Origin of the sequence: Musicola paradisiaca NCPPB 2511 (assembly GCF_000400505.1) — a bacterium.
Lineage (GTDB): Bacteria > Pseudomonadota > Gammaproteobacteria > Enterobacterales > Enterobacteriaceae > Musicola > Musicola paradisiaca.
This window is the reverse complement of the sequence record NZ_CM001857.1, coordinates 321,849-347,389: the sequence shown is the minus strand read 5'-3', so window position 1 is coordinate 347,389 and position 25,541 is coordinate 321,849. Positions and strand designations below refer to the sequence as shown.

At 57.7% G+C, this 25,541-nt stretch carries 20 protein-coding genes and 2 pseudogenes; 19 read left to right on the top strand and 3 right to left on the bottom strand.

What is annotated here, in order from left to right; translation table 11 throughout:
* Window positions 1–598: 598 nt before the first annotated feature.
* The 12 genes and pseudogenes from DPA2511_RS20865 to DPA2511_RS01515 all read left to right on the top strand — a co-directional run.
* Window positions 599–1,099: pseudogene (locus tag DPA2511_RS20865) on the top strand (PfkB family carbohydrate kinase); the annotation flags it as partial.
* A 47-nt stretch (window positions 1,100–1,146) separates the two neighbouring features.
* Window positions 1,147–2,073, top strand: a complete 927-nt coding sequence (locus tag DPA2511_RS01570) for a dihydrodipicolinate synthase family protein (protein WP_012763941.1) — start codon at window positions 1,147–1,149, stop codon at window positions 2,071–2,073.
* 242 nt (window positions 2,074–2,315) lie between these two features.
* Window positions 2,316–2,795, top strand: a pseudogene (locus DPA2511_RS20860) (YhcH/YjgK/YiaL family protein).
* A 5-nt stretch (window positions 2,796–2,800) separates the two neighbouring features.
* Window positions 2,801–4,096, top strand: a complete 1,296-nt coding sequence (locus DPA2511_RS01560; protein WP_012763939.1) for an MFS transporter — start codon at window positions 2,801–2,803, stop codon at window positions 4,094–4,096.
* A gap of 217 nt (window positions 4,097–4,313) precedes the next feature.
* Window positions 4,314–6,149, top strand: a complete 1,836-nt coding sequence (locus tag DPA2511_RS01555) for an ABC transporter permease (protein WP_012763938.1) — start codon at window positions 4,314–4,316, stop codon at window positions 6,147–6,149.
* Between the two features lies 1 nt (window position 6,150).
* Window positions 6,151–7,230, top strand: a complete 1,080-nt coding sequence (locus DPA2511_RS01550) for an ABC transporter ATP-binding protein (RefSeq protein ID WP_012763937.1) — start codon at window positions 6,151–6,153, stop codon at window positions 7,228–7,230.
* A 37-nt stretch (window positions 7,231–7,267) separates the two neighbouring features.
* Window positions 7,268–8,371: an ABC transporter substrate-binding protein gene (locus tag DPA2511_RS01545; protein WP_012763936.1), complete on the top strand. Its 1,104-nt coding sequence runs from the start codon at window positions 7,268–7,270 to the stop codon at window positions 8,369–8,371.
* Window positions 8,372–8,416: 45 nt separating this feature from the next.
* Window positions 8,417–9,880 (top strand): inositol monophosphatase family protein, encoded by a 1,464-nt coding sequence (locus tag DPA2511_RS22305; RefSeq protein ID WP_012763935.1) that lies wholly within the window; start codon window positions 8,417–8,419, stop codon window positions 9,878–9,880.
* Between the two features lie 5 nt (window positions 9,881–9,885).
* A complete protein-coding gene (locus DPA2511_RS01535) occupies window positions 9,886–10,908 on the top strand; it encodes a LacI family DNA-binding transcriptional regulator (protein WP_012763934.1) in 1,023 nt (340 codons plus the stop codon).
* 199 nt (window positions 10,909–11,107) lie between these two features.
* Window positions 11,108–11,866, top strand: a complete 759-nt coding sequence (locus tag DPA2511_RS20845; protein WP_023638100.1) for an EAL domain-containing protein — start codon at window positions 11,108–11,110, stop codon at window positions 11,864–11,866.
* Window positions 11,847–12,596, top strand: coding sequence for a putative bifunctional diguanylate cyclase/phosphodiesterase (locus DPA2511_RS01525; RefSeq protein WP_012763932.1), 750 nt, complete (start codon window positions 11,847–11,849; stop codon window positions 12,594–12,596). Before DPA2511_RS20845 ends, DPA2511_RS01525 begins: the two co-directional genes overlap by 20 nt.
* Before the next feature lie 573 nt (window positions 12,597–13,169).
* Window positions 13,170–13,505, top strand: coding sequence for a hypothetical protein (locus tag DPA2511_RS01515; protein WP_012763931.1), 336 nt, complete (start codon window positions 13,170–13,172; stop codon window positions 13,503–13,505).
* A gap of 49 nt (window positions 13,506–13,554) precedes the next feature.
* Here the strand turns inward: DPA2511_RS01515 and DPA2511_RS01510 are convergent, their stop codons facing one another.
* On the bottom strand, window positions 13,555–14,085 hold the full coding sequence (locus tag DPA2511_RS01510) for a phospholipase D family nuclease (protein WP_012763930.1): 531 nt from the start codon (window positions 14,083–14,085) through the stop codon (window positions 13,555–13,557).
* A gap of 106 nt (window positions 14,086–14,191) precedes the next feature.
* A complete protein-coding gene (gene glpE / locus DPA2511_RS01505; protein ID WP_012763929.1) occupies window positions 14,192–14,512 on the bottom strand; it encodes a thiosulfate sulfurtransferase GlpE in 321 nt (106 codons plus the stop codon).
* A gap of 334 nt (window positions 14,513–14,846) precedes the next feature.
* On the opposite strand from glpE, the gene glpD reads away from it, so the two are divergent.
* The 7 genes from glpD (at window position 14,847) to ydhT (ending at window position 23,011) form a co-directional block, all read left to right on the top strand.
* Complete coding sequence (gene glpD / locus DPA2511_RS01500) at window positions 14,847–16,346, top strand: glycerol-3-phosphate dehydrogenase (RefSeq protein WP_012763928.1); 1,500 nt, start codon at window positions 14,847–14,849, stop codon at window positions 16,344–16,346.
* A 710-nt stretch (window positions 16,347–17,056) separates the two neighbouring features.
* The gene (locus DPA2511_RS01495) at window positions 17,057–17,686 is read left to right on the top strand and encodes a ferredoxin-like protein (protein WP_012763927.1); all 630 of its coding nucleotides are present in this window, start codon (window positions 17,057–17,059) and stop codon (window positions 17,684–17,686) included.
* 59 nt (window positions 17,687–17,745) lie between these two features.
* Window positions 17,746–19,848, top strand: coding sequence for an aldehyde ferredoxin oxidoreductase (locus tag DPA2511_RS01490; protein WP_012763926.1), 2,103 nt, complete (start codon window positions 17,746–17,748; stop codon window positions 19,846–19,848).
* 18 nt (window positions 19,849–19,866) lie between these two features.
* Window positions 19,867–20,553 (top strand): YdhW family putative oxidoreductase system protein, encoded by a 687-nt coding sequence (locus DPA2511_RS20840; RefSeq protein WP_081636745.1) that lies wholly within the window; start codon window positions 19,867–19,869, stop codon window positions 20,551–20,553.
* 82 nt (window positions 20,554–20,635) lie between these two features.
* Window positions 20,636–21,307, top strand: a complete 672-nt coding sequence (locus DPA2511_RS01480) for a 4Fe-4S dicluster domain-containing protein (RefSeq protein ID WP_012763924.1) — start codon at window positions 20,636–20,638, stop codon at window positions 21,305–21,307.
* The gene (gene phsC, locus DPA2511_RS01475) at window positions 21,304–22,083 is read left to right on the top strand and encodes a thiosulfate reductase cytochrome B subunit (RefSeq protein ID WP_012763923.1); all 780 of its coding nucleotides are present in this window, start codon (window positions 21,304–21,306) and stop codon (window positions 22,081–22,083) included. The genes DPA2511_RS01480 and phsC overlap by 4 nt, the downstream gene beginning before the upstream one ends.
* Window positions 22,084–22,099: 16 nt before the next feature.
* The gene (gene ydhT, locus DPA2511_RS01470; protein WP_012763922.1) at window positions 22,100–23,011 is read left to right on the top strand and encodes a protein YdhT; all 912 of its coding nucleotides are present in this window, start codon (window positions 22,100–22,102) and stop codon (window positions 23,009–23,011) included.
* Between the two features lie 77 nt (window positions 23,012–23,088).
* On the opposite strand, the gene glgP is transcribed toward ydhT, so the two are convergent.
* Window positions 23,089–25,536 carry a glycogen phosphorylase gene (glgP, locus tag DPA2511_RS01465; protein ID WP_012763921.1) on the bottom strand — a complete coding sequence of 816 codons (2,448 nt, stop codon included), beginning with the start codon at window positions 25,534–25,536 and terminating at the stop codon, window positions 23,089–23,091.
* Window positions 25,537–25,541: the final 5 nt, after the last annotated feature.

The following is a 25,541-nucleotide window of genomic DNA, read 5'->3' as shown; positions in this document are numbered from 1 at the left end:
CGGCTCTCAGGTCCAACCCCCAAACCCAACCCCCAGGAAGAAGTCGGCCCGTCGGGCCTCCGCTGAAAGGGGCATTACCTCGCCCCCGCCCAACCCCGCTTCACTGGCTGCGCCCGGCTCGCAGTCGCAGGCTCCTTGCTCGTTCCCGTGCTCGCCATCTCCGCCCCGTGCGGCCCCCGCCGGGGGCCTCCCCGGTGGTCGCCTGGCTGGTTGCTGTCCGGCGTGGTCATGCAGGTGCGCCGTCTCCTTAACCGTCGGAGCCACAGAGCGCCGCAGGGCGTCGCTTGCGGACTCTGTGCCGTCCGTACCGGCAGACCCCGCGCCGGAGCCACAGGCAAGCTGTGGCCCCGTCACGGGTTGCGATGAACCCCCAAACCGAACCCCCAACAGCGGATGGCAGCGGCTGCCGCCGCTGCTATGATGCGGGGGTTGCAGGCGAGAGCCACGGCAGGGCGGTAGCGTGTCGGGGGCCAAAACCGCGTATCGGGGCTTGGGTGTCCGGGTATCGAAATGCATCAGGAAAAACCGGCTGTAACCGGCTGACGGCACAGGGAAAAGTGGTGTTCGGCGGCTGACTTCGCAACGGATGACGTTGTTGATGGAAAACAACTTTCCGGCCACCCTCAGCGCCATGCGGCTGGCCAGGGCGCTGGAAACGCAAATTATTCTGAACCCGGCGCCCTACTCCGACGACGTGCTGTCCTGCCTGAATTATGTAGACATCATTACGCCCAACGAAACCGAAGCGTCGTTGCTTTCCGGCATCGAAGTCAGCGACCTCGACAGCGCCAAAGCGGCGGCGAGCAAGATTCACGCGCTGGGCGCGGCCCGCGTCATCATCACCATGGGCTCTCGCGGCGCGTTGCTGTTCGACGGCCAGCAATACCAACATATTCCGGCGTTCCCCGCCGTCAGCGTGGACACCACCGGCGCAGGCGATGCGTTTAACGGCGCCTTTGCCGCGGCCTTCGCCGACGGCCAGAGCGTGGCGCAGGCCGCCGCTTACGCCAACGCTTTCGCCTCGCTGGCGGTGGAACGGGAGGGCGCGTCCAACATGCCCACCCATTCCCAGGTCATGACACGGCTGGCCCAGCGCTAACCCCCCCATTTAACAACACTGCATTCGTTACCCGGCAAGGAGATAACATGAAGAGCATCGAAGGTATCGTTCCCGTAATGCTGACCCCGTTCACCCCCAACAACGAGATCGATTACCCCGGATTGGCAAGGCTGATCGACTGGTATCTGGAAAAAGGCGTGGACGCTCTGTTCGCCGTATGCCAGTCCAGCGAGATGCTGTTCCTCAGTCTGGAAGAGCGGGTGGAACTGGCCCGCTTCGTGGTGGCGCACGTCGCAGGCCGCATACCGGTCATCGCTTCCGGCCACATCAGCGACGGCATCAACGAACAAGTTGCCGAACTACAGGCGATGGCGGAAACCGGCATCGACGCGCTGGTACTGGTCACTAACCACCTTGATCCGAAAAACCAGGGCACGGAAACCTTCTTCCGGACGCTGGATACACTGCTGGCGGCGCTGCCGGCAAGCCTGCCGCTCGGCCTGTACGAGTGCCCGGCGCCGTACCGCCGCCTGCTGACGGACGAGGAGCTGACCCACTGCGCCAACACCGGCCGTTTTGTGGTGCTGAAAGACGTAAGCTGCGATCTGCCGACCGTCGAGCGCCGGGTCAAGCTCACCGCCGGAACGTCGTTGAATATCATCAACGCCAACGCGGCCATCGCTTTCCCGGCCATGCGGGCGGGTTCCAAAGGGTTCAGCGGCGTGTTCACCAATTTCCATCCGGAGTTGTACCAGTGGCTGTATTCACAAAGCCAGCACCACCCGGAACTGGCGCAGGAACTGGCGACGTTCCTGTCGCTGACGGCAGTGACCGAAACATTGGGCTATCCCAAAAACGCCAAGATCTATCACCAACGTCTCGGCACGTTTGAACACAGCGACTGCCGCGTCACTAAAGACGATGTGCTGGAGAAATTCTGGGCGCTGACGGTCATTCTCGACCAGATCCGTCAGGGAACCGAGCACTACCAGAACAAGATTCAGCCGCGATAAATTCGGATTGCGCAAAGGCGGCATTCCCAGTGCGCGGTATCAGCCCGCCATCGGGTTAAATAAAAGCCGCCCCCGAAGGTTGAAGTCAGCAGGTAGCTAAATTCGGCGCGGCCGCACGCACTCCGGCGCATTATCAGGCCGGGTGACAGCAACGCTAACACCATAACAGGCATATCGGCCGACGGATGAAATAACCACCAGGTCTTCATCCGCCGGTTATTGGCATACCAGGAAAACCTACCATGATTATTTGCGATCAACAGGATTGGAGCCGGGAAAAATATGCGCTGCATCCGATTATTCACCAGGCCATCCATTATATTTCCACCACGGATTTCGCCACGATGGAAACCGGGAAATATGACATTATTCCCGGAAAGATGTTCTGTTTATTACAGGAATTCACCACCGAGCCGGTAGAGAACAGGCTGGCGGAATCGCACTTCTAGTTTGTTGATATTCAATATTTATTACAGGGGGAGGAAACCATCGGTGTCGCCCGGGGAAGCCGGAATAACACCATTATCGACGATAAAAAAGCAACCAACGATATTGTCTTTTATCGTGATATTCACAATGAAAGTCTTATTACATTAATACCCGGCATGTTCGCCGTTTTCTTTCCGGAAGATCTGCACCGGCCATGCTGCCAACGCCGGGAGCCTTCTTTTATTCGCAAAGCGGTTATTAAAATCCACATCAGTTTATTTACGGATTGCTGATTATTATGAAAAACGCCACCTCGACCTTACAAGACAATACGGTTGTAAAAACCTCGCCGATGACCCGCCTGCGCTGGGGGATCATCTTTATTTTGTTAATGGCTGCCGTCATCAATTATCTTGACCGCGCCAATCTGAGTATCGCCAATACCACCATCGCTAAAGAATTCGGGTTTAGCGCCACCCAAATGGGCATGCTGCTGTCGGCATTCCTATGGCCTTACGCCATCGCCAACCTGCCGGCCGGCTGGCTGGTCGATAAACTGGGCCCCAAACGGATGTTCTCCTGGGCGGTCGGTCTGTGGTCCACCTTCACGGTGCTGGCCGGCTTCGTCAACGGCTACGCCATGTTTTACGGGCTGCGCATGCTGCTTGGGGTTTCCGAATCGCCGTTCTTCACCTCCGGCATCAAGATCACCCATCGCTGGTTCTCCTCCCGCGAACGCGGCCTGCCGACCGCCATCATCAATACCGGCTCGCAAATCGCTAACGCCGTCGCACCGCCGATTTTAACGGTACTGCTGCTGACCCTCGGCTGGCGCGGTATGTTCATCGCCATCGGCCTGCTCGGCCTGCCGCTGCTGCTGGCCTGGCTGAAGTTCTACCGCGAACCGACGCCGGCGGAAGAGCGTGAAATCCATCGCGAAGCGCCTGTTTCTTCTCCGGCCGCCGACAACACTCACCAGCAAGCCGGTTGGGGATCGCTATTCCGCCACAAGACCACCTGGTTCATGATCCTGGGCAACTTCTCCATCATGTTCACCATCTGGGTTTATTTGACCTGGCTGCCCAGCTATCTGGAAAAATCACTCGGATTCAGCCTGAAACAAACCGGCTGGCTCGCCTCCATCCCGTTTTTTGCCGGGATCCTCGGCGTGCTGTGCGGCGGTGCGCTTTCGGATCGCTTCATCCGTCGCGGCATGAGCACCATCACGGCGCGCAAGATCCCCATCGTACTGGGTGCGGCGATGGCGGCATGCTTCGTGGCGCCGATCCCGTTCGTCCACGATACCGCGCTGTCTATTTTGCTGCTGTCGCTGGGGTATTTCTGCTCCCAGCTGCCCTCCGGCGTTATCTGGACGCTGGCCACCGACATCGCGCCGAAAAATCAGGTGGCGTCGTTGGGGGCGATCCAGAACTTCGGCGGATTCCTGGGAGCAGCCAGTGCGCCGATCATCACCGGCGTCATCCTGGATGCCACCGGCGTCTTCACCAACGTGTTCTTCCTGGGCGCAGGGTTGCTGATGCTGGGCGCGCTGAGCTACGGCCTGTTCGTCAAGAAACCGATCGTCGAAAATTAAGCCCGTGGGACGCCGGCCGGCGTCCCGTCGCCATACGGCGCGTCAACGCAACCTGCGTCGCCAGCAAAACACACCGCACGCCCCTTTTCCCGGCTGAACGCCGGGAAAACCGCCCTCGCCCAGCGCGGCAAAAAAAATTGCACATAGGTGCAAAACGATCACCTGACTGTCACAAAGCCTCCCTATAGTCCTCCGCTGTCTGCTATCGGAAAAGAGGATGCGTCTGGTGATACCCGAACTCGTCAACCGCGAAACGCCTGTCCGGGGAGCCCGGTTACGTCGTCTGCTGGCGGTCGCCCGCCACGAGCCGGCCAACCTGCTGGGCCTGGCGCTGGCGCTGCTGTTTGTCTGGCTGATACTGGCGCCGGTGATCTCGGTGCTGCTCGACGCCGTGGTAGTTCAAAGCGGCGACAGCGTCCGCGCCCAGGCGATGGAAGGGAACCTCACCCCCTATTACCTGCTGCGCACCCTGTCCTCACGCATGTCGGCGCTATTACTCTGGACACCGTTGATCAACACCCTGCTGGTGGCGCTAAACGTGGTGGCAGGTTCGCTGGTTATCGGCGTCGCGCTGGCCTGGCTGGTCAACCGTACCGATATGGCCGGGCGGAAAGGGTTCGCCACCGCCCTCATCGTGCCGTTTATGCTGCCGTCATGGACGTTTGCGCTGGCTTGGAAAACCCTATTCAAAAACCGTGCGGTCGGCGGTCAACCGGGCTGGCTGGAAACGCTCGGCATCCAAACGCCGGACTGGCTGGCCTACGGCTATTTTCCGATCGTCGTGATCCTCATCATCCACTACACCCCGTTGGTGATCCTGATTGTCGGCAACGCGCTGAACCGTATCGATATTCAACTGGAAGACTGCGCCCGGGTACTCGGCGCATCGCGCCAGACCATCGCCTGGCGGATTGTCGTCCCGCTGGTGCGGCCCGCCCTGCTGTCGGCGGCGCTGCTGATTTTCGCCGACGGCATCGGCGAGTTCGCCATCCCCTACATCCTCGGCCTGCCGGTGCATTTCGATACGCTGTCTACCGGCTTGTACCGGGCGCTGAGCTCCCGGCAGACCGGCGTCGCCGCGGTGATCGCCACCGTGATTATGCTGATGGGCACACTGACGCTCCTGCTGGACATGCGGATGCTGCGCGAAGCCCGACGTTTCGTCACCGTCGGCGGCAAAGGCGGCGGCATGGATCGCCGTCGTCGGCTTGGCCGCTGGCGCTTCGCGGCGTCCGGCGTAGCATTGGCGTACCTGCTGACCGGGGTGGCGATCCCGTTGCTGGCGCTGTTCCTGTCCACGGTAATGAAACTACCGGGGCGTTTTAGCGCCGATAACTTCACCGCTGATTTCTGGATCGGCCACAACCTGGATACCGTCGCGCTGCACACCGGCATCCTGATTACGCCGGCGTTTTGGCTGGCGGTCGGCAACACCCTCGTTATCGTCGGCTCCGCCGCCCTGGTGGCCGGCGTGCTGGGGCTGCTGGTCGGCTACGCGGCGACACGCGGCTCGGTGAGCGGGCTCAACGGTTTCCTGCGCCAGATAACCTTCCTGCCTTATCTGGTGCCCGGCATCGCCTTCGCCGCCGCCATGCTCTCGTTGTTCGCGGTGGCGCACGGCCCGCTGCCGGCGCTGTACGGCACGCCGCTGCTGCTGGTGATTGCGCTGATCGCGGAAAAAATGCCCTACGCCAGCCGTTCGGGCATCGCCGCGATGACGCAACTGGGCCGGGAACCGGAAGAAGCGGCCCGCGTCGCCGGCGCCGGCTGGCTAACCCGGCTCAGACGAATAGTGATCCCTATTCAGGCCGCGCCGCTGGCGACCGGCATCCTGCTGCCGTTCATTTCCGGCATCAAAGGCGTCAGCCTGTTCGTCATTCTGGCGATCCCCGCCACGGATGTGTTGACCACCTATTCCCTGCGCCTGATTGATTACAACTACGAACAGGCGGCCAACGCCGTAGTGTTGATGATCGCGCTGATTTCATGGGCCGGTACGGTATTGATCCAACGGATTTCCGGTACCGGTCTGGCTGAAGGATTGGAGAACTGATATGCCTGCCATCACCCTGACCAACCTGACCAAAACCTATCCCGGCGCCCGGCAACCCGCCGTAGACGCCATCAATCTGACCGTCAGGGACGGTGAGTTTATGTGTCTGCTGGGGCCGTCCGGCTGCGGCAAAACCACCATCCTGCGCATGATCGCCGGCATCGAACACGCCAGCGGCGGCGAGATCGCCATTGGCGGGCAGATCATGGACTCCGTCGCCCGCGCCACGTTCATACCGCCGGAGCGGCGCCGCGTGGGGCTGGTGTTCCAAAGCTACGCCCTGTGGCCGCACATGACCGTCGCGCAAAACGTTGATTTCGGGCTACGGCTGCAAAAAGTCCCGGAGGCGGAGCGTACCGCCCGCCGCCAGGATGTGATGGAAAAGCTGCGCATCGCCGACTACGCCGACCGCTATCCGGCACAACTCTCGGGCGGCCAGCAGCAACGGGTAGCGCTGGCCCGCATGCTGGCCGTCAACCCTGGCGTGCTGCTGCTTGATGAACCGTTATCCAACCTCGACGCCACGCTGCGCCTGGAAATGCGCGCCGAATTACGCCGACTGCATGAAACCTTCGGCACCACCATTGTTTTCGTCAGCCACGACCAGTGGGAAGCGATGACACTGGCCACCACGATTGCAGTGATGAGCGCCGGACACCTGCAACAGGTCGGCACGCCGGATGAAATCTACGCCCGGCCGGCCAACCGCTTTGTCGCCGAATTCATCGGCACGCCGAAGCTGAACATGATCCCGCTTAATCAGCCCGCCAGCTCGCTGGCGGCGCATATCCACACGCGCTTCGCCCCACAGGACGACCTGCAACTGTGTGGCATTCGCCCGGAGGAGCTGCAACTGTTCGAGCAGCCGCTGGCCGACAGCGTACCGATGACCATCGACAACATCATGCCCACCGGCGGCAGCTGGGTGATCGAGCTGGTCAGCAACGACGATCGCCTGTTTCACTCCACCCAGTTACGCCCGTGTTGGCACGCGAAGCAGCAGGTGCACTGTCAATTGCCCGCCGGTTCGCTGCATTTCTTCAACCAACAGGGGCTACGCCAGGAACCCGTAGCGCATTGAGAGCCACTGCATTCATCCCATAACCCAAGGACATGTCATGAACCGCACTACCATCGCCAGTCTGGCGCTGCTCGCCGCCGGCACTGTCGGCGCTTCGGCCGCCGAACCGTTTGACGTCTCATCGCTGGTCGCCGCCGCACGCCAGGAAGCGCCGATCACCGTCTACGCCTCCACCGGCAAAATCGTCCAGCAGGCCAAGGCGTTCAGCGAACGGTATGGCGTCAACGCGGTCGGTATTAAAGCCGACGCACCGCAGATTATCGAGATCCTAAGCCGTGAAGCGCTGGCGCATAACGTCAAAGCGGACGTCGCCATCGTCGAAGACGCGCCGGCCGGCATCGAACAGCTACTGAGCAAAGGCTATGTTCAAAGCTGGGTGCCCACTGACCTGAAAACCACCATTCCGGCCAACTATCAGGATCCGCTCACCGTGGTGCTGGCGCCGAACGTGTTCGCCTATAACACCACGCACCACGACGCCTGCCCCATTACCAATATCTGGCAACTGACCGAACCGCAGTGGCGCGGCAAAGTGGCGCTGCAAGACCCGACCGGCAAACCGGCTTACACCGACTGGTTCAGCCAGTTGGCCACCCACTACGACCAGCCGATGCGCGAGGCATACCAGCAGCAATACGGCAAACCATTACCCGCCAGCGAACATTCGGCGACAGAGGCTTTCGTGAAAGCGCTGGCGGCCAACAGCCCGCTGCTGACGCACTCCGACAACGATGCCGCCGAAGCGGTCGGCGCGCCGGACGGCAAAGGCGATTTCGTCGGTTTGGTCTCCACCGCGAAATTCCGCGACAACCAGCAGGGCATGAAGCTGGGATTGTGTCACGGCATGAAACCGGTGATTGGCTGGAACTACCCGAGCCTGGGCGTCATTGCCGCCGGTAGCCGCAGCCCGAACGCCGCGAAGTTGTTCATTCGTTATCTGATGACCGCCGAAGGCATCGCGCCGCAGGGCGTGGACGGCAAGATGTCCACCAATCAGACGGTAGCGCTGCCGGCGAACGAACCCTCCGGTATTGAAAAATACCGTGATGAACTGATGGCGTATCAAACGTCCAGCGCCAAAACCGACTGGCAAACCCGCCAGGACTGGCAAGACCTGTGGAACCTGAACTACCGTAAATAATCCTGTCGGCAAGGCGCGCCTTGCCGTTTTATCCCGGAGCACACCTTGACCCAGACCAACCTGGAGCGGCGTGAAGCCGCTCTGAAACAGATCATTCTCGACGCCGGCGATACTGCGCTGCGGCATTTTCGTACCCGTCAGCCGGGCGCGTTCACCCTCAAAGGCCATCAGGATTTTTTAACCGAAGCCGACGCACTGGTGGAGAAACAAATCCGCCAGGCCATCAGCGCGGCTTTTCCCGACGATGCGCTGCTGGGTGAAGAAACCGGCGGCGCCACCACCGATGCCGCCCGCCTGTGGGTGGTCGACCCTATCGACGGCACCGCCAATTTCGCCCGTGGGATCGAACATTTCTGCATCGCCATCGCCTTTGTCAGCCAGGGAATAACCGAACTGGGGGGCATCTACAACCCGGCAACGCAGGAGCTGTATCTGGCGCGCCGCAGCCATTACGCACAGAAAAACGGCCAACCGCTACACACCGCCCGCACGAGCGATGCGCGTAACGCTACCTTTGAACTCGGCTGGTCTACACGCACCGCGCAGCGGCGCTACCTCGATGTCATGGCGGCGCTGTTGAGTACCGGCGCCAATGTGCGGCGCGGCGCATCCGGCGCGCTGGCGCTGGCCTGGGTGGCGGAAGGACGCACCGACGGCTATATCGAACTGCACATGAATGCCTGGGATTGTCTGGCAGGGCTGCTGCTGGTCAGCGAAGCGGGCGGGCGCGTTGGCCAAATCAACGATCCTTGCGCCGCGATTTTCAACGGCCAGCCGGTGCTGGCGGCCGCGACCGGCGTGGCCGATGCGCTGGCGCGCGCCAGCGGTATTCCGCTCGATAGCGCGGATACCTGCCCGATCGACGCTCAATCGGCAACGCCGCATTACCCGCGTCCCGCCATCAGCCTGATCGAAGCCGATGTTCCCGGTTGGGGAATGGATATTTATATCGGCGGCGCCGCTGGAACCACGGATCTGGCGCTGCTGGATCAATACGGTATCGGTACCGTCATCAACTGCGCGGTTAATCTGGATATCGATTGGGTGCACGCGCCGGAACCTGAATCCCCCGCGCATTTGCTCAGGCACGGCGCCGGCCCCGTTCGTTACTACAAGCTCGGCCTGATCGACGGCGACGGCAACCCCGCGACCATGCTGCATGCCGGCTACCACCTGATGCGTTCTGCATTACTGCAACGTATTCCCGACAAACCCTCTTACCGCAACCGCGAACGGGGCAACCTGTTGGTCAATTGCCGTGGCGGCCGCAGCCGCTCGGTCACGTTGGTGGCGCTGTTTTTACATCTGGAGTGCCCGGCGCGCTATCCGACACTGGCCGATGCCATCGCCCACGTACAGGACAAACGCCAGCTTCACCCGGACGAATGGTTCGACGCGCCGAAACCGGCACTGATCACGCTGGCGCAACGAGCCATCGAGATGGAACAGGCGCTGCGCGCCGCCGGGCTGGGCACCCCCACCCCGGTCATGGATGAGCCACGGAGCTAAACGATATGGCATCGGCGTCGGAAAAAAATATGGCCAGCGCGGCGGAAGTGGCGCGTCTGGCCGGTGTGTCGCGGTCGGCGGTATCGCGCACCTTTACCCCCGGCGGCAGCGTATCGCCCGCCACGCGCCGCAAAGTGCTGGCCGCCGCCGACGCGCTTAACTACCACGTTAATCATCTGGCTCGCGGTCTTTCCAAAGAAGAGTGCCGGCCAGTGTGCATCCTCGGGGGCCATCTGCGCGCCCCTTATCAGGCGCATTTACTCGACCAGCTCACCCGACGCCTGCAACAGGCCGGGCGCGCGGTAATGGTCATCAATACCGACGGCGGGGAAACCAGTGCGGATGCCGCCTTGCGCCAGACGCTAAATTACCGCGCCGCCGCCACTATCGTGTTGTCAGGCTTGCCGCAGGCGTCGCTGGTGGAAACCTGCCTGCACAGCGGGCAGCAGGTCATTCTGATCAATCGGTTGGGGGAGTTTGACGGCGCAGACCACATTGCCATCGACTATACCTCCACGCTGCATGAGACATACCAGATGCTGGCCGATGCCGGTTGCCGACGCCTTGCGATGATTTCATCGACCGCCCGCTCCCCCAGCATGGTGATGCGCGAAACCCAGTTTCTGGCCGCCGCCCGTCATGCCGCCGAACCCTGCCTGCTGGTGCGCGCAGGGCCGACCGGTTATGAAACCGGCGCGCAGGCTGCACGGGAATTGCTGGCCGGCGCTCAGCGTCCCGACGGTGTTTTTTGCGCCACGGATCTGATCGCCTGCGGCTTTCTTGACGTGGCGCGCTACGAGTTCGGCCTGCGCATCCCGCAGGATCTGTGTCTCGTCGGTTTCGACGACATCGAACAGGCGGGCTGGGTCGGCTATCAATTGACGACATTCTCCCAGCCGTTGACCACCATGGCGGACGCCATCGTCTCGCTGTTATCCTCGCCGCCCGCCGCCAGACAACCGGCAACCCGTCTGTTTAAGGCGCCTCTGGTCTGGCGCAATACGGTGCGGCGCCGAGCCGTCGACTGACGACAGGGTATAACGTAAGGTTTCCATGGTTGAAAATCACATCAGTAAATAAATTAAAACGATCAATAATCAATTTATGATAGATTTTAAAGATTGTTCGATGTAGACCGATCGTTTTAAACGATTTTCATATTCCCTCCAGCAGGGGTAGATTAACGTTTAAACAACAAATAAATCGAAAAAAGAGATTTTTCATGCAATGAAAAACTTATTCTCGATACATCTTTCCCCTCTTATTGCCAGGGAAAAAAATATTTTTGCATTTGACCTGAGGCTCAATCAGAAACGAGGATTTTTCGATACAAAAAAGGGAGGTGATAAATATATGCCCTTCCCGACCATGAATAAATTTCAGTTACTGGCGATCAAGTTACAATATATAAGGACGGCATGGTTATCATCGACGCTTCCAGTACCTGTCTTATCGATTGAACTCGATCGGGAACTGTTGATGTTTCTTGTCGGCAATAAAGCATTACTCGATATCGTCGGGCAAACAAAAGATATTCGGTTCCTGGTGAGTGAGCATATTGATATTATCGGTGATGAACAAAGCCACCGAGCATTGCAACTTCTGACATCAATGACAAAAATATGGCTTAACAATTTTGGCGCAGGAAGAACCAATATTTCATTACTCAATAGAGTGACATTCGAGTATATAAAAATAGAGAAGTCCTTTCTGTTAAAATACGGAGAGCTGACTTTTTTCAGAAAAATATTGGCTGATATTAATGGCTGGAGTCAGGGCGCAATTCTCACGGGTATCGATAATGATGAGATGTACCGGCAGTTTAATGCTAGGGATATTTATGGCATGCAGGGCGCATTATGGCAAACCACCACGTTGATGGCTGATTATGACGCTGTTGGCTCTATGGCGACAGCGGACATCGCTCAGCCAGCGCCATTCATCACCGAAGGGATAACAGTAGCCAATGATATTTACCGACAATGACCTTGCGGCTGCTGTCCATCAGAGAAGCGGTTTTTGTCTTCATTACCAGCCGATCATCAACCTGAATAGCAGGGAAGTCAGCGGATTCGAGGCATTGATTCGATGGCATCACCCGCAATTCGGGTTGATTCCGCCGGATCGTTTTATTCCCATGGCCGAGCAGTCCGGACTGATTCGCCCACTGGGCGAATGGATTATTCAAGAGGTCTGCCGGCAATTATTACGACAGCCAGGATATGCCATCGCGACTAACGTATCACCGGTGCAATTTTCCGATACGAATTTTGTCGATACGCTGCTGGAGTATCTACATCGACACCAATGTGACACACGTAATATTGAAGTGGAAATCACGGAAAGCGTTCTACTCAGCGACATTGAAAATATCCGAAATAAAATCAAAACGCTGAGATCAGCAGGCATTGCTGTCGTTCTGGACGATTTCGGTGCCGGTTACACCAGCGTGCACTATCTGTATCAATATGAATTCGACAAGGTGAAAATCGACAAGAGCCTGATCATGCATCTTGGCGAGAACCGGAAGAACCGAATCGTTGTCGGCTATCTGATTGATACACTGCATAAAATGGGCATAAAAGTGACTGCTGAAGGCGTGGAAACCGCAGCCCAGATGCACATCTTGGGCGAACTGGAATGCGATTCTATTCAGGGGTTTTTTGTTTCCCGGCCGCTAACGGTCGACCAGTTGGATAGGTTTATTTCCGGTTAACGGTTTGCCCTTACCGACGAACGCCGGCGCATGCTGAAAAACCCGCGATACCCAAATCATTCGAGTTGCAGGACAACCGGCTGGCGTGTTGAACAACGCCACGCATTGGCCCGAAGGGCGAGGCCCATTGATGAGCCGAGTCACGCAGCCAACACACCTGCAACGTGACGTATGACAGGTATATTTATTTGTCGACATTGGCTTATCACGGTTATCGACAACACATTTTATTATCTCAGCCGACAGACCGGAAAATCATCGAACTGTACCGTCATCATCATGACGGTTGTTTTATTTAAGCGCCTATACCACAGGCACTATTATCACTCGATGCTGGGCCAGCATGGCATACAGAACAATGCTGCGTATATTGAACAGTAAAATAAAAATTACCGGCAGAATATTTGCCAGAAAACAGCCGGTGCGCACACGGCGGATATAAACATACGCTCCGCCAATAGCATAGCCATAACGAAACCGGCATCAGAACCAACATATTTCAACACCCACATCATGCTGATATATCCGTAAGCATGGTCGATTATTTTTTATTTTAAACACACCGAGGACGACATGAATACTGCCGCATATGAAAAACATCTCGCTCCAGTCAGAAAGCTGCTTGATGATATTAATGTTATGAATTCCCTCTCGCTCGTCGCCTATATGAATGACTACATCCATCGGCAACGCATCGGCACGCTGACGACAAATGAGTTTGAATTTCTGAAAGATCGACTGCGGAAAATAAAAATCGGCGTCGACCAGGTCGCCCACATCACCCAAACCGAGAAAGATAATATTGTCGCTGCATGTCTGGAAATTATGGCCTTCATCGAAAGCAGAAAAGCCCCGCACCCCACGACCCACACCCAACGCGCCGCCGTCTCTATGGTCAGACAAGCATAGCGTTGATGTCCCGATGGCTGGAGGACTCAGCCGTCGTTCGGGACATCGCTTAATACGTGGAATGCCAATCGCTCCCCTGCGCCCAGCGCGACTGCCAGTGAACCAGATACGTTTTAGCCAGCGCCGGACTACGGATCACCAGCACGTTCTCGGAATTATGCTTTTCCGCCGACGCCGTGTAATTGAACGAGCCAGTCTGTACGATGCGGCGATCCACCACCATGACTTTGTCATGCTGAATTTTGTAATGGTTGTTGGTTCTCAATTTAACCCCCGCATTGACCAGCAGGTTTTTGGCAGCCAGGCTGGCGCCGCTAAGATTCGCCTGCTCGTCAATGACGATACGCACATCCACACCGCGTTTTTGCGCATCTGCCAGCGCCTTGATGACATCAGGCGCCGAAAAATTGTACGCCATCATCCGGATGGAGAGTTTTGCGTTCCGAATCGTCTCCAGCACCAGTGTTTGGGCACTCCCTTCTGGAGAAAAACCCGCCTGTACCGAAGGCGGCGCAGCGCCGGCGGTCAGCGGCAATAACGCCAATAGCCACGTACACGACATCAATCGGGGTGTGCTCATGCCGGTGCCTCCTCGCTGACTAACCTACTTAGTGCCTGTTTCGCCAGGCTTTGTGGCGGGCCATATTGAAACAGGGCGGTGCCCGAAATCCTCACGTACTGCCCGATTATCCGGCGGCAACCTCCTGCGGGAAGCGTTGCCGCCAGGCCTCAAAACCGCCGTCCACGCTGTAAACGGCATCAAATCCCAGGCTTATCAGATACTGCGCCGCATTGCGGCTGCTGATGCCGTGATAGCACATCACCAGCACCGGCTGTTCAAGATCGGCGCCGCGAACAAAATCCGACAGCGTTTCGTTGGTCAAATGGGTCGCGCCGGGTACATGCGCCGCGCCAAAACTTTGGAGATCGCGAATATCCACCAGTACGTTGCCCCGCTGCCAGCGTTGATACGCCTGCTCGATATCGATCGCCTCAAACTGTTCCATGCATGACCTCGCTGATTACATGACGTTTGTTATCAAATTGTGGTCATTGTACCCCACTCTTCGCCGGCACTGGCCTGAAAAACTGCGGGGAGATGTCCAATTCTTGCCGTATGCCATACCGCAGCCACCATCAGCCGCCACCATCAATAGAGAGGGAAAGACGGCCGTCGGATGAGTGTCAGAGCGTCATCATCCCGCATCGCCATGAACAAAGTGTTACGTCCATCACGCATGAATGTTTTTATTTGGTTAATGCTTGGCTGCAATGTTTGTTTTCGATATCATAATGAGCGAAAACGAACATTTAATAATAGCATGTGGCGGAGGTAGAGACGTGGAAAGCAAAGATCTGATCGTGATCGGCGGGGGAATTAACGGTGCGGGCATCGCTGCGGACGCGGCTGGACGCGGCTTGTCGGTTCTGCTGTTGGAAGCGCAGGATCTGGCCAGCGCAACCTCCTCCGCCAGTTCCAAGCTGATTCACGGCGGCCTGCGCTATCTGGAGCACTATGAGTTCCGTCTGGTGGGGGAAGCCCTGTCGGAACGAGAGGTTCTGCTAAAGATGGCGCCGCACATCATCTTCCCGATGCGCTTTCGCCTCCCTCATCAACCCCATCTGCGCCCGGCCTGGATGATCCGCGCCGGTCTGTTTCTTTACGACCATCTGGGCAAACGTGTCAGCCTGCCATCCAGCCACGGTCTGAAATTTGGCCGCGAGTCGGTATTGAAACCCGAATTGACGCGCGGTTTCGAATATTCAGACTGCTGGGTGGATGATGCCCGCCTGGTGGTGCTGAACGCTCAGGAAGTGGTACGTCACGGCGGCGAGGTAAAAACCCGCACCAAAGTTACCCGCGCCTGGCGCGAAAACGGGCTCTGGCACGTTGAAGCGCAGGATATGTTGAGCGGCGACACGCTGCGCTGGCAGGCGAAAGGGTTGGTCAACGCTACCGGCCCGTGGGTGAGAGAATTTTTCGACGACGGGCTGGCACTGCCCTCGCCGTATGGCATTCGACTGATCAAAGGCAGCCATATCGTGGTGCCGCGCGTTCATCATGAAGAGCAGGCGTATATCCTGCAGAATAAAGATAACCGCATCGTGTTCGTCATTCCCTGGCAGGATGAATTTTCGATCATCGGCACGACGGATGTGGAATACCACGGTGATCCGCGCGACGTGGCGATTAATGACCAAGAGATCGGTTATCTGCTGGACGTCTACAATGATCACTTCCGCAAACCGCTCACGCGGGAAGACATCGTGTGGAGCTATTCCGGCGTTCGCCCGCTGTGCGACGACGAATCAGACTCGCCGCAGGCCATTACCCGCGATTACACGCTGTCCGTCGCCGATGATAACGGCCGCGCGCCGTTGCTGTCGGTCTTCGGCGGCAAGCTGACCACCTACCGCAAACTGGCGGAACACGCGCTGGAAAAACTGGGGCAATACTTCCCGCACGCCGGCAAAGCCTGGACCCGTCAAACCGTCCTGCCGGGCGGCGATATCAAGGGCTCCCGCGATGATTACGCCGCCGCGCTGCGTCGCCGCCACAATCTGCCGGAAGCGCTGGCGCGTCGCTACAGCCGCACTTACGGCAGCCACAGCGAAAAAATCCTTGCGCAGGCGAACGGCGTGGCTGAACTGGGCGAGCATTTCGGCCATAACCTGTATGAAGCCGAGCTGCGCTATCTGGTGGAACACGAATGGGTCGTGACGCTGGAAGATGCCATCTGGCGCCGCACCAAGCTGGGCATGTGGCTGGACGAAACGCAGCAACAGCGGGTTTCCGAATGGCTGGATCGCTACCGCAGCCAACTGGCGCAAGCAAGCTAACGCCGCGCCTCGCGGTTACAGGGCGCCCGGCACCGGGCACCCTGCATTTTTCCCGTGTCGAACCGGCAATATTGTCGAATATCCTCTGGATCAAACATCCCCCTCATCAGCCCTGCAACAGCATTATGTTCGAATGATTTATTATCAGGACTGCACTCCATGAATATTTCCATAAATTGATCTGGCGACAAGATCATATTTTATTTTTAATATTTTATCTTCCAGATAAGAATAAAAATCAGTTCGCTATAAAATTAAATAAAAGACAAGCTAATAAGATCTGAATCACAGATTGAGTAATTTTCAGACACTACTATTAACACGGTTATTAATTATATTACCCTGAACCATAAAATAACCATAAGCATACTGACAGACGGTATATGATCATTCATTGTCTGACAGGAGATATATCCTAAATAATTCGAATGACAGGAAGGCGACAAATGTGTTAACCCCGATGAGCTTACTCCGGTAAATCACTCGGATAATCAATATTGTCAACATACCTGCAACGTGAAGCATGACGGATATAATAACCAGCTATAACACAGGGAATAAATAAAGCACCCACGTCGATATAAAATAAAATATACAACGACAATAAAAAATAATATTCCCGTATAAAATATTCGATTCTATAAAACATTCGATTCGCCTGTATTTATCGCCACGCAAAATTCATGCTGTCTGTGGAGGATGAGAATTAAATGTCTAATCAGGTTGAACGTCCTATATTGACTCTGGGGTTAACGAGGCTGGAATTTCTGCGGATTTCCAGTAAAGGTCTGGCGGGTATCACTATCGCTCCGGCACTCTTGTCCCTGCTGGGGTGTAGACAGGAAGACATCAGCAGCGGCCGTGTCGGGCTGACGACCACGCCCAAAGGCGTTCTGGTCACGAAACGCGCTCGCTGCACCGGCTGTCACCGCTGTGAAACCATCTGCACCACCGTCAATGACGGCAGCGTCGGTTCTTTCTTTTCCCGGGTTAAAATTCATCGCCATTTCTTTTTCGGCGATAAAGGCATTGGATCCGGCGGCGGATTATATGGCGATTTGAATTTCACCACCGATACCTGTCGCCAATGTAAAGACCCACAATGTATGAAAGCCTGCCCGCTGAATGTTATTTCCTATAATCCGGAATATGGCTGCATCAGTGTGGATACCAAACGCTGTATTGGTTGCGCCGCCTGTACGTCTTCATGCCCCTGGATGATGGCGACGGTGAACCCCCAGATAAAGAAATCCGGTAAATGTATTCTGTGCGGAGAATGCGCCGCCGCGTGTCCTACCGGCGCGCTCAGTATTATTGAATGGAAAGATATTACGGTATGACCGCTGTTCAGTACCGCTATTTACCGATGAATTCAACCTCATGCGCAGGAAAATAAATCATGACCAACGGTTGGACAGGAAATTTATTACGAATCGATTTAAGCTCCGGGAAAATAACCAAAGAAGACTCCAGCAAATATAAGCAATTTATTGGAGGCATGGGCTTTGGTTATAAAATTATGTACGACGAGGTTGCACCGGGAACCCAACCTTTCGATGAAGCCAATAAAATCGTCTTCGCCGTCGGCCCGCTAACCGGTTCAGGCGCGCCGTGCAGTTCCCGCGTCAATATCACCACGTTGTCGACATTCACCCGCGGTAATTTGGTGGTGGATGCCCACATGGGCGGCTTTTTTGCCGCTTATATGAAATATGCAGGCTACGACGCCATCATTATCGAAGGGAAATCCCCCAAACCGGTATGGATTAACATTCAGGACGACAAGGTGACGCTGGAGAACGCCGCCTTCCTGTGGGGCAAAGGCACCCGGGAGACCACCGCCGAAATCTGTCGCGCCACCAGCGAGGAGACCTGCGTAGCCGCCATCGGCCCGGCGGGGGAAAACCGGGTGCCGCTCTCGGGCATCCTCAATAGCCGCAACCACAGCGGCGGCGCAGGCAGCGGCGCCGTATTAGGCGCGAAAAACCTCAAAGCCATCGCCGTGCGGGGCAACAAAGGGGTCAATGTCGCCGATCGTCAGGAACTCAAGGCGCTCAACGATTACATGATGACCCAGCTTATCGGGGCCAACAATAATCACGTTGTGCCCAGTACGCCGCAGGCCTGGGCCGAATATTCATCGCCCCAGTCACGCTGGACGGCGCGCAAAGGGCTGTACTGGAAAGCGGCGGAGGGCGGCCCGATCGAGACCGGCGAAATCCCACCCGGCAATCAGAACACCGTCGGTTTCCGCACCATGAAATCCACCTTCGATCTCGGCCCGGAAGCGGAACAGTACACGGTCAAAATGGGCGGCTGCCACTCCTGCCCGATTCGCTGTATGTCGCAGTTGAACGTTCCGCAGGCCAAACAATTCGGCGTTCCGTCCACCGGCGGCAACACCTGCGTCGCCAACTTCGTGCATACCACGATTTTCCCCAAAGGCCCGAAAGACATTCAGGAAAAGGGCGACGGCAATGTGGTCGGCAATCTGGTTGGCCTGAACACCTTTGACGACATGGGGCTGTGGTGCAACTACGGCCAACTGCACCGTGACTTTACCTATTGTTATACCCACGGCGTGTTCAAGCGGGTACTGCCCGCCGATGAGTACAGCGCCATTCCGTGGAACTGGCTGGAAGAGGGCGATCCGCGCTTTATCACCGACTTCTACCACCGGCTGGCCCATCGCATCGGTGAACTTAGCCATCTGGCCGATGGTTCCTATATCCTCGCCCAGCGCTGGGAATTGGGGGACGAATACTGGAACTACGCCAAGAACAAGCTGTGGTCGCCGATGGGCTTCCCGGTGCATCACGCCAACGAAGCCTCGGCGCAGGTGGGTTCCATCGTCAACTGCATGTTCAACCGCGATGCGATGACCCATACCCATATCAACTACATCGGCAGCGGCCTGCCGCTGGCGCTGCAAAAGGAGATCGCGGGCGAACTGTTCGGCTCGCCGGACGCCTACGACGAAACCAAAAACTACACCCCGATCAATCCCTACAAAATCAAATATGCCCAGTGGGCGATTTTCCGCAGTTGCCTGCATGACGCCATTACGCTGTGCAATTGGGTGTGGCCGATGACGGTCTCGCCGCACAAGAGCCGCCGTTACCGGGGCGATCTGGCGATGGAAGCCAAATTCTTTGCCGCCGTCACCGGCGAGCCAACCACGCCGGAAGATCTGGATGTCGCCGCCGAGCGCATTTTTACCCTGCACCGCGCCTATACCGTGAAGCTGATGAACACCAAAGATATGCGGCGCGAGCACGACCAAATCTGCGACTGGGTTTTTGATAAAGATCCGAAAATCAAGGTGTTTACCGAAGGCACCGACAAGATGGATCGCGAAGACATGCACCAATCTCTGACGATGTTCTACACCGCCATGGGGTGGGATCCGGATCTGGGCTGCCCGACGCGGGCCACGCTGCTCCGGCTGAATATGGCGGACGTGGCGGAAGATCTGGCGTCCCGGGGATTGCTTCCCTCATAACCGCACGGCAGGAGCACGATGATGAACAGCGAACATCACAACGATGCCTGCGAAACGCCGCCGGACAGCGTCGCGGATCCCGGCCTGCGCCGGCTGTTGTTACCCTTCTCGCAGCACGCACAGCGGCCGACGGCGACGCCGGCCGAAGTACCGCCGTCAACGGACGAACCGTTGCCCGCGTTCATGGCGCTGGCGGAATACATCCGCCAGTCGTCGCTCCGCGAGGAACTGGTCGCCCGCAGCACGCTGGCCGAGCCGCCTTTCGCGCTGACGCCGGAACAGGCGGCGCAGCAGTTGGCGGAAATACAGGCCAGCGAAGCCTGCACAGACATCCGTTGCATCGCGCAGGATGAAGAGGCGTATTACTACTCAGGTCGGAGCATCAGCGACAACTATGCCCGCATACTGGCGTGCATCCGGCACCAGGACATCTGTCGCACGGTGGCAGAAAGCGTCCGGTTCGAGTGCCGCACCTACCCGCGCCCCTATCAACTACGCATGCTGCAACTCGCGCCTTACAACCTGGACAACGCCACTATCGACAGTGCGCTGGCCGCCATCGCCCGCACAGATGAATTCAGGGACATTCATACGGTGCTGGCGTCCAACGGCACCGTTTACCTGTACAGCGATCGCTTCATGAGCAGCGGCAAAGCACAGGGGCTGTGCGAATGGCTGGAGGTCGAACAGTATGAAAACCCATAGCGACAGGCCGCAGCGCCAGACTTTTTCCACGGCAGGGACGTCGTTTTTTTTCACACCAGATAAACCTCGGGAGGCCAGGCAGATGACATGCTCACGCCGTAAGTTCGTCCTTGGCATGGGATCGGTAGTTTTTTTCAGCGCGCCGCTGTTCTCCACGCTGGCGGGCACGGAAAAAGGCAAAGCGGTGCGTTATGCCATGATTCATGATGAAACGCTGTGCAACGGTTGTAATCTGTGCGTCACCGCCTGCCGCAAGGTGAACGATGTTCCGGAAGGCATGGCGCGCATGAGTATCGCCCATATTCCGTTAACGCCGCCGGATCAGGGCAACCAGTACCACTTTTTTCGCTATGCCTGCCAACACTGCGAAGAGGCGCCGTGCATCACCGTCTGCCCGACCGGCGCCTCCTACCGGGATCAGGCCACCGGCATCGTCCGGGTCAACCGCCCTACCTGCATCGGCTGTAGCTACTGTATTTCCGCCTGCCCGTATCAGGTGCGCTACCTCAACCCCGTCACCCATGTGGCGGATAAGTGCGATTTCTGCTTCGAATCCCGGCTCAGCAAGGGCTTCCCCCCCATCTGCGTCAGCGCGTGCCCGCAGCAGGCGCTGCTTTTCGGCCGAGAAGATAGTGAACCGATACAGCGCTGGCTGAAAACCCACGATTACTATCGGTATCAGCTCCCCGGCGCCGGGGAAGCGCATGTTTACCGTCGCCCCGGCCCACATTCGGCAGAGGAGGTTAAAGCATGAATACCCTGCCCCACGCAGAACAGTTTCAGGCGCAACTCGCCGGTTACGTGACGCGCTACACCCCCGACCACTGGCCGACGCTGCTGATCCTGGCGGGTCTCGCGCTGGCGGGCATGCTGGGCGTTCTCGCCCTGCACGGCGTGCTGCGCTACCGCTTCGCCAGGCCGCATCCAGCCGGGCACGAAGAGAAAATTTACCTCTATTCCGGTGCGGTTCGGCTCTGGCACTGGAGCAACGCGCTGCTGTTTCTGCTGTTGCTGCTTAGCGGCGCCATCAACCACTTTGCGCTGGCCTCGCCCGACGATACCGCCCGTCTGGTTTCCCTGCATGCGTTGTGCGGCTACCTGCTGCTGGCCGACTGGCTGCTGTTCGTCAGTATTAATGCCCTGGGCGGCAACGGGCGCCACTATGTCATCGAGCCGCAAGGCTGGAAGCCGCGGGCAATGAAGCAGGTCAGGTTCTATCTCTACGGCATTATCCGCGGCGAAGACCACCCATTCCCGGCCACACGCCACTGCAAGTTCAACCCGTTGCAACAAGCCGCCTATCTGGGGGTGATGTACGGTTTGCTGCCGCTGCTGTTGTTGACCGGCGTCCTGCTGCAACACCCCGAATGGCTGCCTGCGGCGCTCTCTCCCTACTGGCTGTTGCAATTGCACGCGCTGCTGGCGGTGGTCAGCGTCTTTTTCATCGTGGGGCATCTCTATCTGTGCACCACCGGGCGCACCCCGACCCAGACATTTCGCAGCATGATCGACGGCTATCACCGCCACTGACGGCCCGGAGGCGCGCATGAATCCAATCACCCGACGCCACCTGCACCGGCTAAAGGTCAGCCCGCAGATTTACCGCTGGTTTCTGCGCCGTTTCCCTCAGGGCGCACATTACCCGCAGCTTCACGATGCGCTGCTGCATGACGGCTACCGCGAGTGGATGGAGAGTCTGGTGGACTACAGCTATGCCCAACATTTCAGCCAGCCGTTTTTTGTGCGTCAGGAACTGGCGGCCACCCGTTCTTTGCTGGCGCAGTTGCTGTCCACAACCGTAGCGGCGGCGCAAAACACGCCGGACATCACGGAGAACGGCCCGTACACGCTGGCCGTCAGCGCCTCAGACCAGCGCATCGGCAGCGCGTCGCCGCAGGGACGGCTCGCTTCCGCCGGAGACGGCAACCTCATCGGTTGTCAGGGGGAGCACCACCGTATCGCCAGCACCGGTTATGCCTGCCAACTGGTCAGCGCGGGATGTGCCGCCCATATCGGCAACACCGGCCCGAACAGCCGTATCGGCGCATTGGGCGAGCGCGCCCGTATCGCCAATAGCGGCAATGCCGTCAAAATCGTCAGCGACGGACATGGCAGCCACATCGCCAGTACCGGCTCGCGCACCTACATCAGCGGCACCGGCGACCGGGATCGGATCGTCAGCGCCGGAGATATGTGTTGCCTGCACAGTCTTGGCGATAGCGCCCATATCGCGGCAACCGGCGAGCAGCTTTCCGTCACCGCCTGCGGCGCCGATAGCGTTGTGGTGGTAGTCGGCAGCATGATGACCCTGCAGCTCGGTCAAGGCGGTTGCGCCGCCGTCACTTATCACGACGGCGTCCGCACCCGCTTTCGGGTCATTTACGAAGGGGAAGACGGCGTCAGGGCCGGTGTCCGCTACCGCCTGACGACGGCCGGCGAGCTGGAAGCGTGCGAATAAGCCCGGCAACAGCGACGACACACCAGAACGCCAAAAAAACAGGGGCCTTGCGGCCCCTTGTCGTTCACTTTGCCCGCTTACAGCCGGATCGGTTTAATATTCCAGATCTCGTCGGCGTATTCCTGAATGGTGCGATCCGCCGAAAAATACCCCATGTTGGCGATATTGTAGAGCGTGCGTCGCGTCCATTCGTCCTCGTCCCGATAGATGTCGTCTACCTTGTCATGGGTATCCACATAGCTACGGTAGTCTGCCAACAGCTGATAGTGATCGCCGAAGTTAACCAGTGAATCAAACAGGTCGGCATAACGATGCGGATCATCCGGGCTGAAGACGCCGGTGGCGATCTGCGTCAGCACCCGGTGCAGTTCATCATCCTGATTGTAGAAATCGCGCGGGTTGTAGCCATTGCGCCGCAGTTCCTCCACTTGCTCCGTCGTATTACCGAAAATGAAGATGTTGTCATCTCCCACCCGTTCGCGCATCTCGACATTGGCGCCATCCAGCGTGCCGATGGTCAGCGCGCCGTTGAGGGCGAATTTCATGTTGCTGGTGCCGGACGCCTCGGTGCCCGCCAGCGAGATCTGCTCGGACAAATCCGCCGCCGGAATGATGATCTGCGCCAGACTGACGCCGTAGTTGGGAATAAACACGATCTTCAGTTTGTCTTTTACCGCCGGATCGTTGTTCACCACTTTGGCCACATCGTTAATCAAGTGGATGATGTGCTTCGCCATGTAGTACGCCGATGCCGCTTTGCCGGCAAAGATCGCCACACGCGGCACGCGATCCAGGCTGGGGTCGTCCTTGATGCGGTTGTAGAGCGTGATCAAGTGCAACACGTTAAGCAGTTGACGCTTGTATTCGTGGATACGTTTGATCTGTACGTCGAACAGCGCATTGGGATCCACCACCACATCCAGATGCTGGGCAATATAGATAGCCAGGCGTTTTTTGTTCTCCCGTTTGGCGTTACGCACCTTTTGCAGGAATGCCGGAAAATCGATATTCGGTTTGAGATCCTCCAGTTGGCTCAGGTCGGTGCGCCAGTTATGGCCGATGGCGTCGTCCAGTACCTTCGACAACCAGGGATTGGCCAACGCCAGCCAACGCCGCGGCGTGACGCCGTTGGTTTTGTTGCAAAACCGTTCAGGATAAAGGCGGGCGAAATCCGCAAACAGCGACTGCACCATCAAGTCGGTATGCAGTTGCGAAACCCCGTTAACTTTGTGGCTGCAAATCACCGCCAGCCAGGCCATACGCACCTTGCGTCCATGGTCTTCATCAATGACCGACACCCGTTTCAACAGGTCGCGCTCATTAGGGAAACGCGCTTGTACCTCTTCGAGAAAACGTTCGTTGATCTCAAAAATCAGTTGCAGATGGCGGGGCAGAATATTACCCAACATCTCCACCGACCAGGTTTCCAGCGCTTCTCCCATCAGCGTGTGGTTGGTGTAGGAGAACACCTGAGTCACCACCTTCCAGGCCGCATCCCATTTGAACTTATGCTCGTCGATCAGCAACCGCATCAACTCCGGGATCGCCAGCACCGGATGGGTGTCGTTCAGATGGATAGCGAATTTCTCCGCCAGGTTGTCGTAAGTTTTGTGCATCATCCAATGGCGGCTCAGGATGTCCTGTACCGTAGCGGATACCAAAAAATACTCCTGGCGCAGACGCAACTCGCGGCCGGAATAGGTGGAATCATCCGGATAGAGCACACGGGATACGTTTTCCGAGTGGTTCTTATCCTGTACTGCGGCAAAGTAGTCGCCCTGATTGAACTTACCGAGGTTGATTTCGTTACTGGCCTGCGCCGCCCACAGCCGCAAGGTATTGGTAGCGTCGGTATCGAACCCGGGAATGATTTGATCGTAGGCGCAGGCCACGATCTCTTCGGTTTCCAGCCAGCGAGTCTTGCTGCCTTCCTGCTGAATACGCCCGCCAAACCGAATCTTGTAGCGGGTGCTGTGCCGCGCAAACTCCCAAGGGTTGCCGTATTCCAGCCAGTAATCCGGCGATTCCGCCTGCTTACCCTCAACGATGTTCTGCTTGAACATGCCGTATTCATAGCGGATACCGTAACCGCGTCCCGGCAACGCCATGGTCGCCAGCGAATCGAGAAAACAGGCCGCCAACCGCCCCAGGCCGCCATTGCCCAGACCGGGATCGTCCTCTTCCTCCAGTAGCTCGTTCAGATCCAGCCCCATGGCGTCCAGCGCCAGTTTCAGATCGTCGAACATGCCCATCGCCAGCAGCGCATTCGACAACGTTCGCCCCAGCAGAAACTCCATCGACAGGTAGTACACCTGCCGAACATCCTGGGACAACTGCGCGCGATTGGAACGCAACCAGCGTTCCACCATGCGATCCCGCACCGCCAGCACCGTCGCGTTCAGCCAGTCGTGCTTGCTGGCCACGCTGGGATCCTTGCCGACGGTGAACATCAGTTTGTAAGCGATGGAGTGCTTCAATGCATCCACGCTAAGCGTTGGTGAGTTGTAGATAAATGGAGAGTTCATAGTGT

Bases quoted from the DNA above. Each gene is read 5' to 3' on its own strand.
- DPA2511_RS01535 (WP_012763934.1), top strand. From the start codon at position 9,886: ATGGCATCGGCGTCGGAAAAAAATATGGCCAGCGCGGCGGAAGTGGCG.
- DPA2511_RS01570 (WP_012763941.1), top strand. From the start codon at position 1,147: ATGAAGAGCATCGAAGGTATCGTTCCCGTAATGCTGACCCCGTTCACC.
- DPA2511_RS01545 (WP_012763936.1), top strand. From the start codon at position 7,268: ATGAACCGCACTACCATCGCCAGTCTGGCGCTGCTCGCCGCCGGCACT.
- glgP (WP_012763921.1), bottom strand. From the start codon at position 25,536: ATGAACTCTCCATTTATCTACAACTCACCAACGCTTAGCGTGGATGCA.
- DPA2511_RS01490 (WP_012763926.1), top strand. From the start codon at position 17,746: ATGACCAACGGTTGGACAGGAAATTTATTACGAATCGATTTAAGCTCC.
- ydhT (WP_012763922.1), top strand. From the start codon at position 22,100: ATGAATCCAATCACCCGACGCCACCTGCACCGGCTAAAGGTCAGCCCG.
- DPA2511_RS01550 (WP_012763937.1), top strand. From the start codon at position 6,151: ATGCCTGCCATCACCCTGACCAACCTGACCAAAACCTATCCCGGCGCC.
- glpE (WP_012763929.1), bottom strand. From the start codon at position 14,512: ATGGAACAGTTTGAGGCGATCGATATCGAGCAGGCGTATCAACGCTGG.
- DPA2511_RS20845 (WP_023638100.1), top strand. From the start codon at position 11,108: ATGAAAAACTTATTCTCGATACATCTTTCCCCTCTTATTGCCAGGGAA.
- phsC (WP_012763923.1), top strand. From the start codon at position 21,304: ATGAATACCCTGCCCCACGCAGAACAGTTTCAGGCGCAACTCGCCGGT.
- DPA2511_RS01560 (WP_012763939.1), top strand. From the start codon at position 2,801: ATGAAAAACGCCACCTCGACCTTACAAGACAATACGGTTGTAAAAACC.
- DPA2511_RS20840 (WP_081636745.1), top strand. From the start codon at position 19,867: ATGATGAACAGCGAACATCACAACGATGCCTGCGAAACGCCGCCGGAC.
- DPA2511_RS01480 (WP_012763924.1), top strand. From the start codon at position 20,636: ATGACATGCTCACGCCGTAAGTTCGTCCTTGGCATGGGATCGGTAGTT.
- DPA2511_RS01495 (WP_012763927.1), top strand. From the start codon at position 17,057: ATGTCTAATCAGGTTGAACGTCCTATATTGACTCTGGGGTTAACGAGG.
- DPA2511_RS01555 (WP_012763938.1), top strand. From the start codon at position 4,314: ATGCGTCTGGTGATACCCGAACTCGTCAACCGCGAAACGCCTGTCCGG.
- DPA2511_RS01515 (WP_012763931.1), top strand. From the start codon at position 13,170: ATGAATACTGCCGCATATGAAAAACATCTCGCTCCAGTCAGAAAGCTG.
- DPA2511_RS01525 (WP_012763932.1), top strand. From the start codon at position 11,847: ATGATATTTACCGACAATGACCTTGCGGCTGCTGTCCATCAGAGAAGC.
- DPA2511_RS01510 (WP_012763930.1), bottom strand. From the start codon at position 14,085: ATGAGCACACCCCGATTGATGTCGTGTACGTGGCTATTGGCGTTATTG.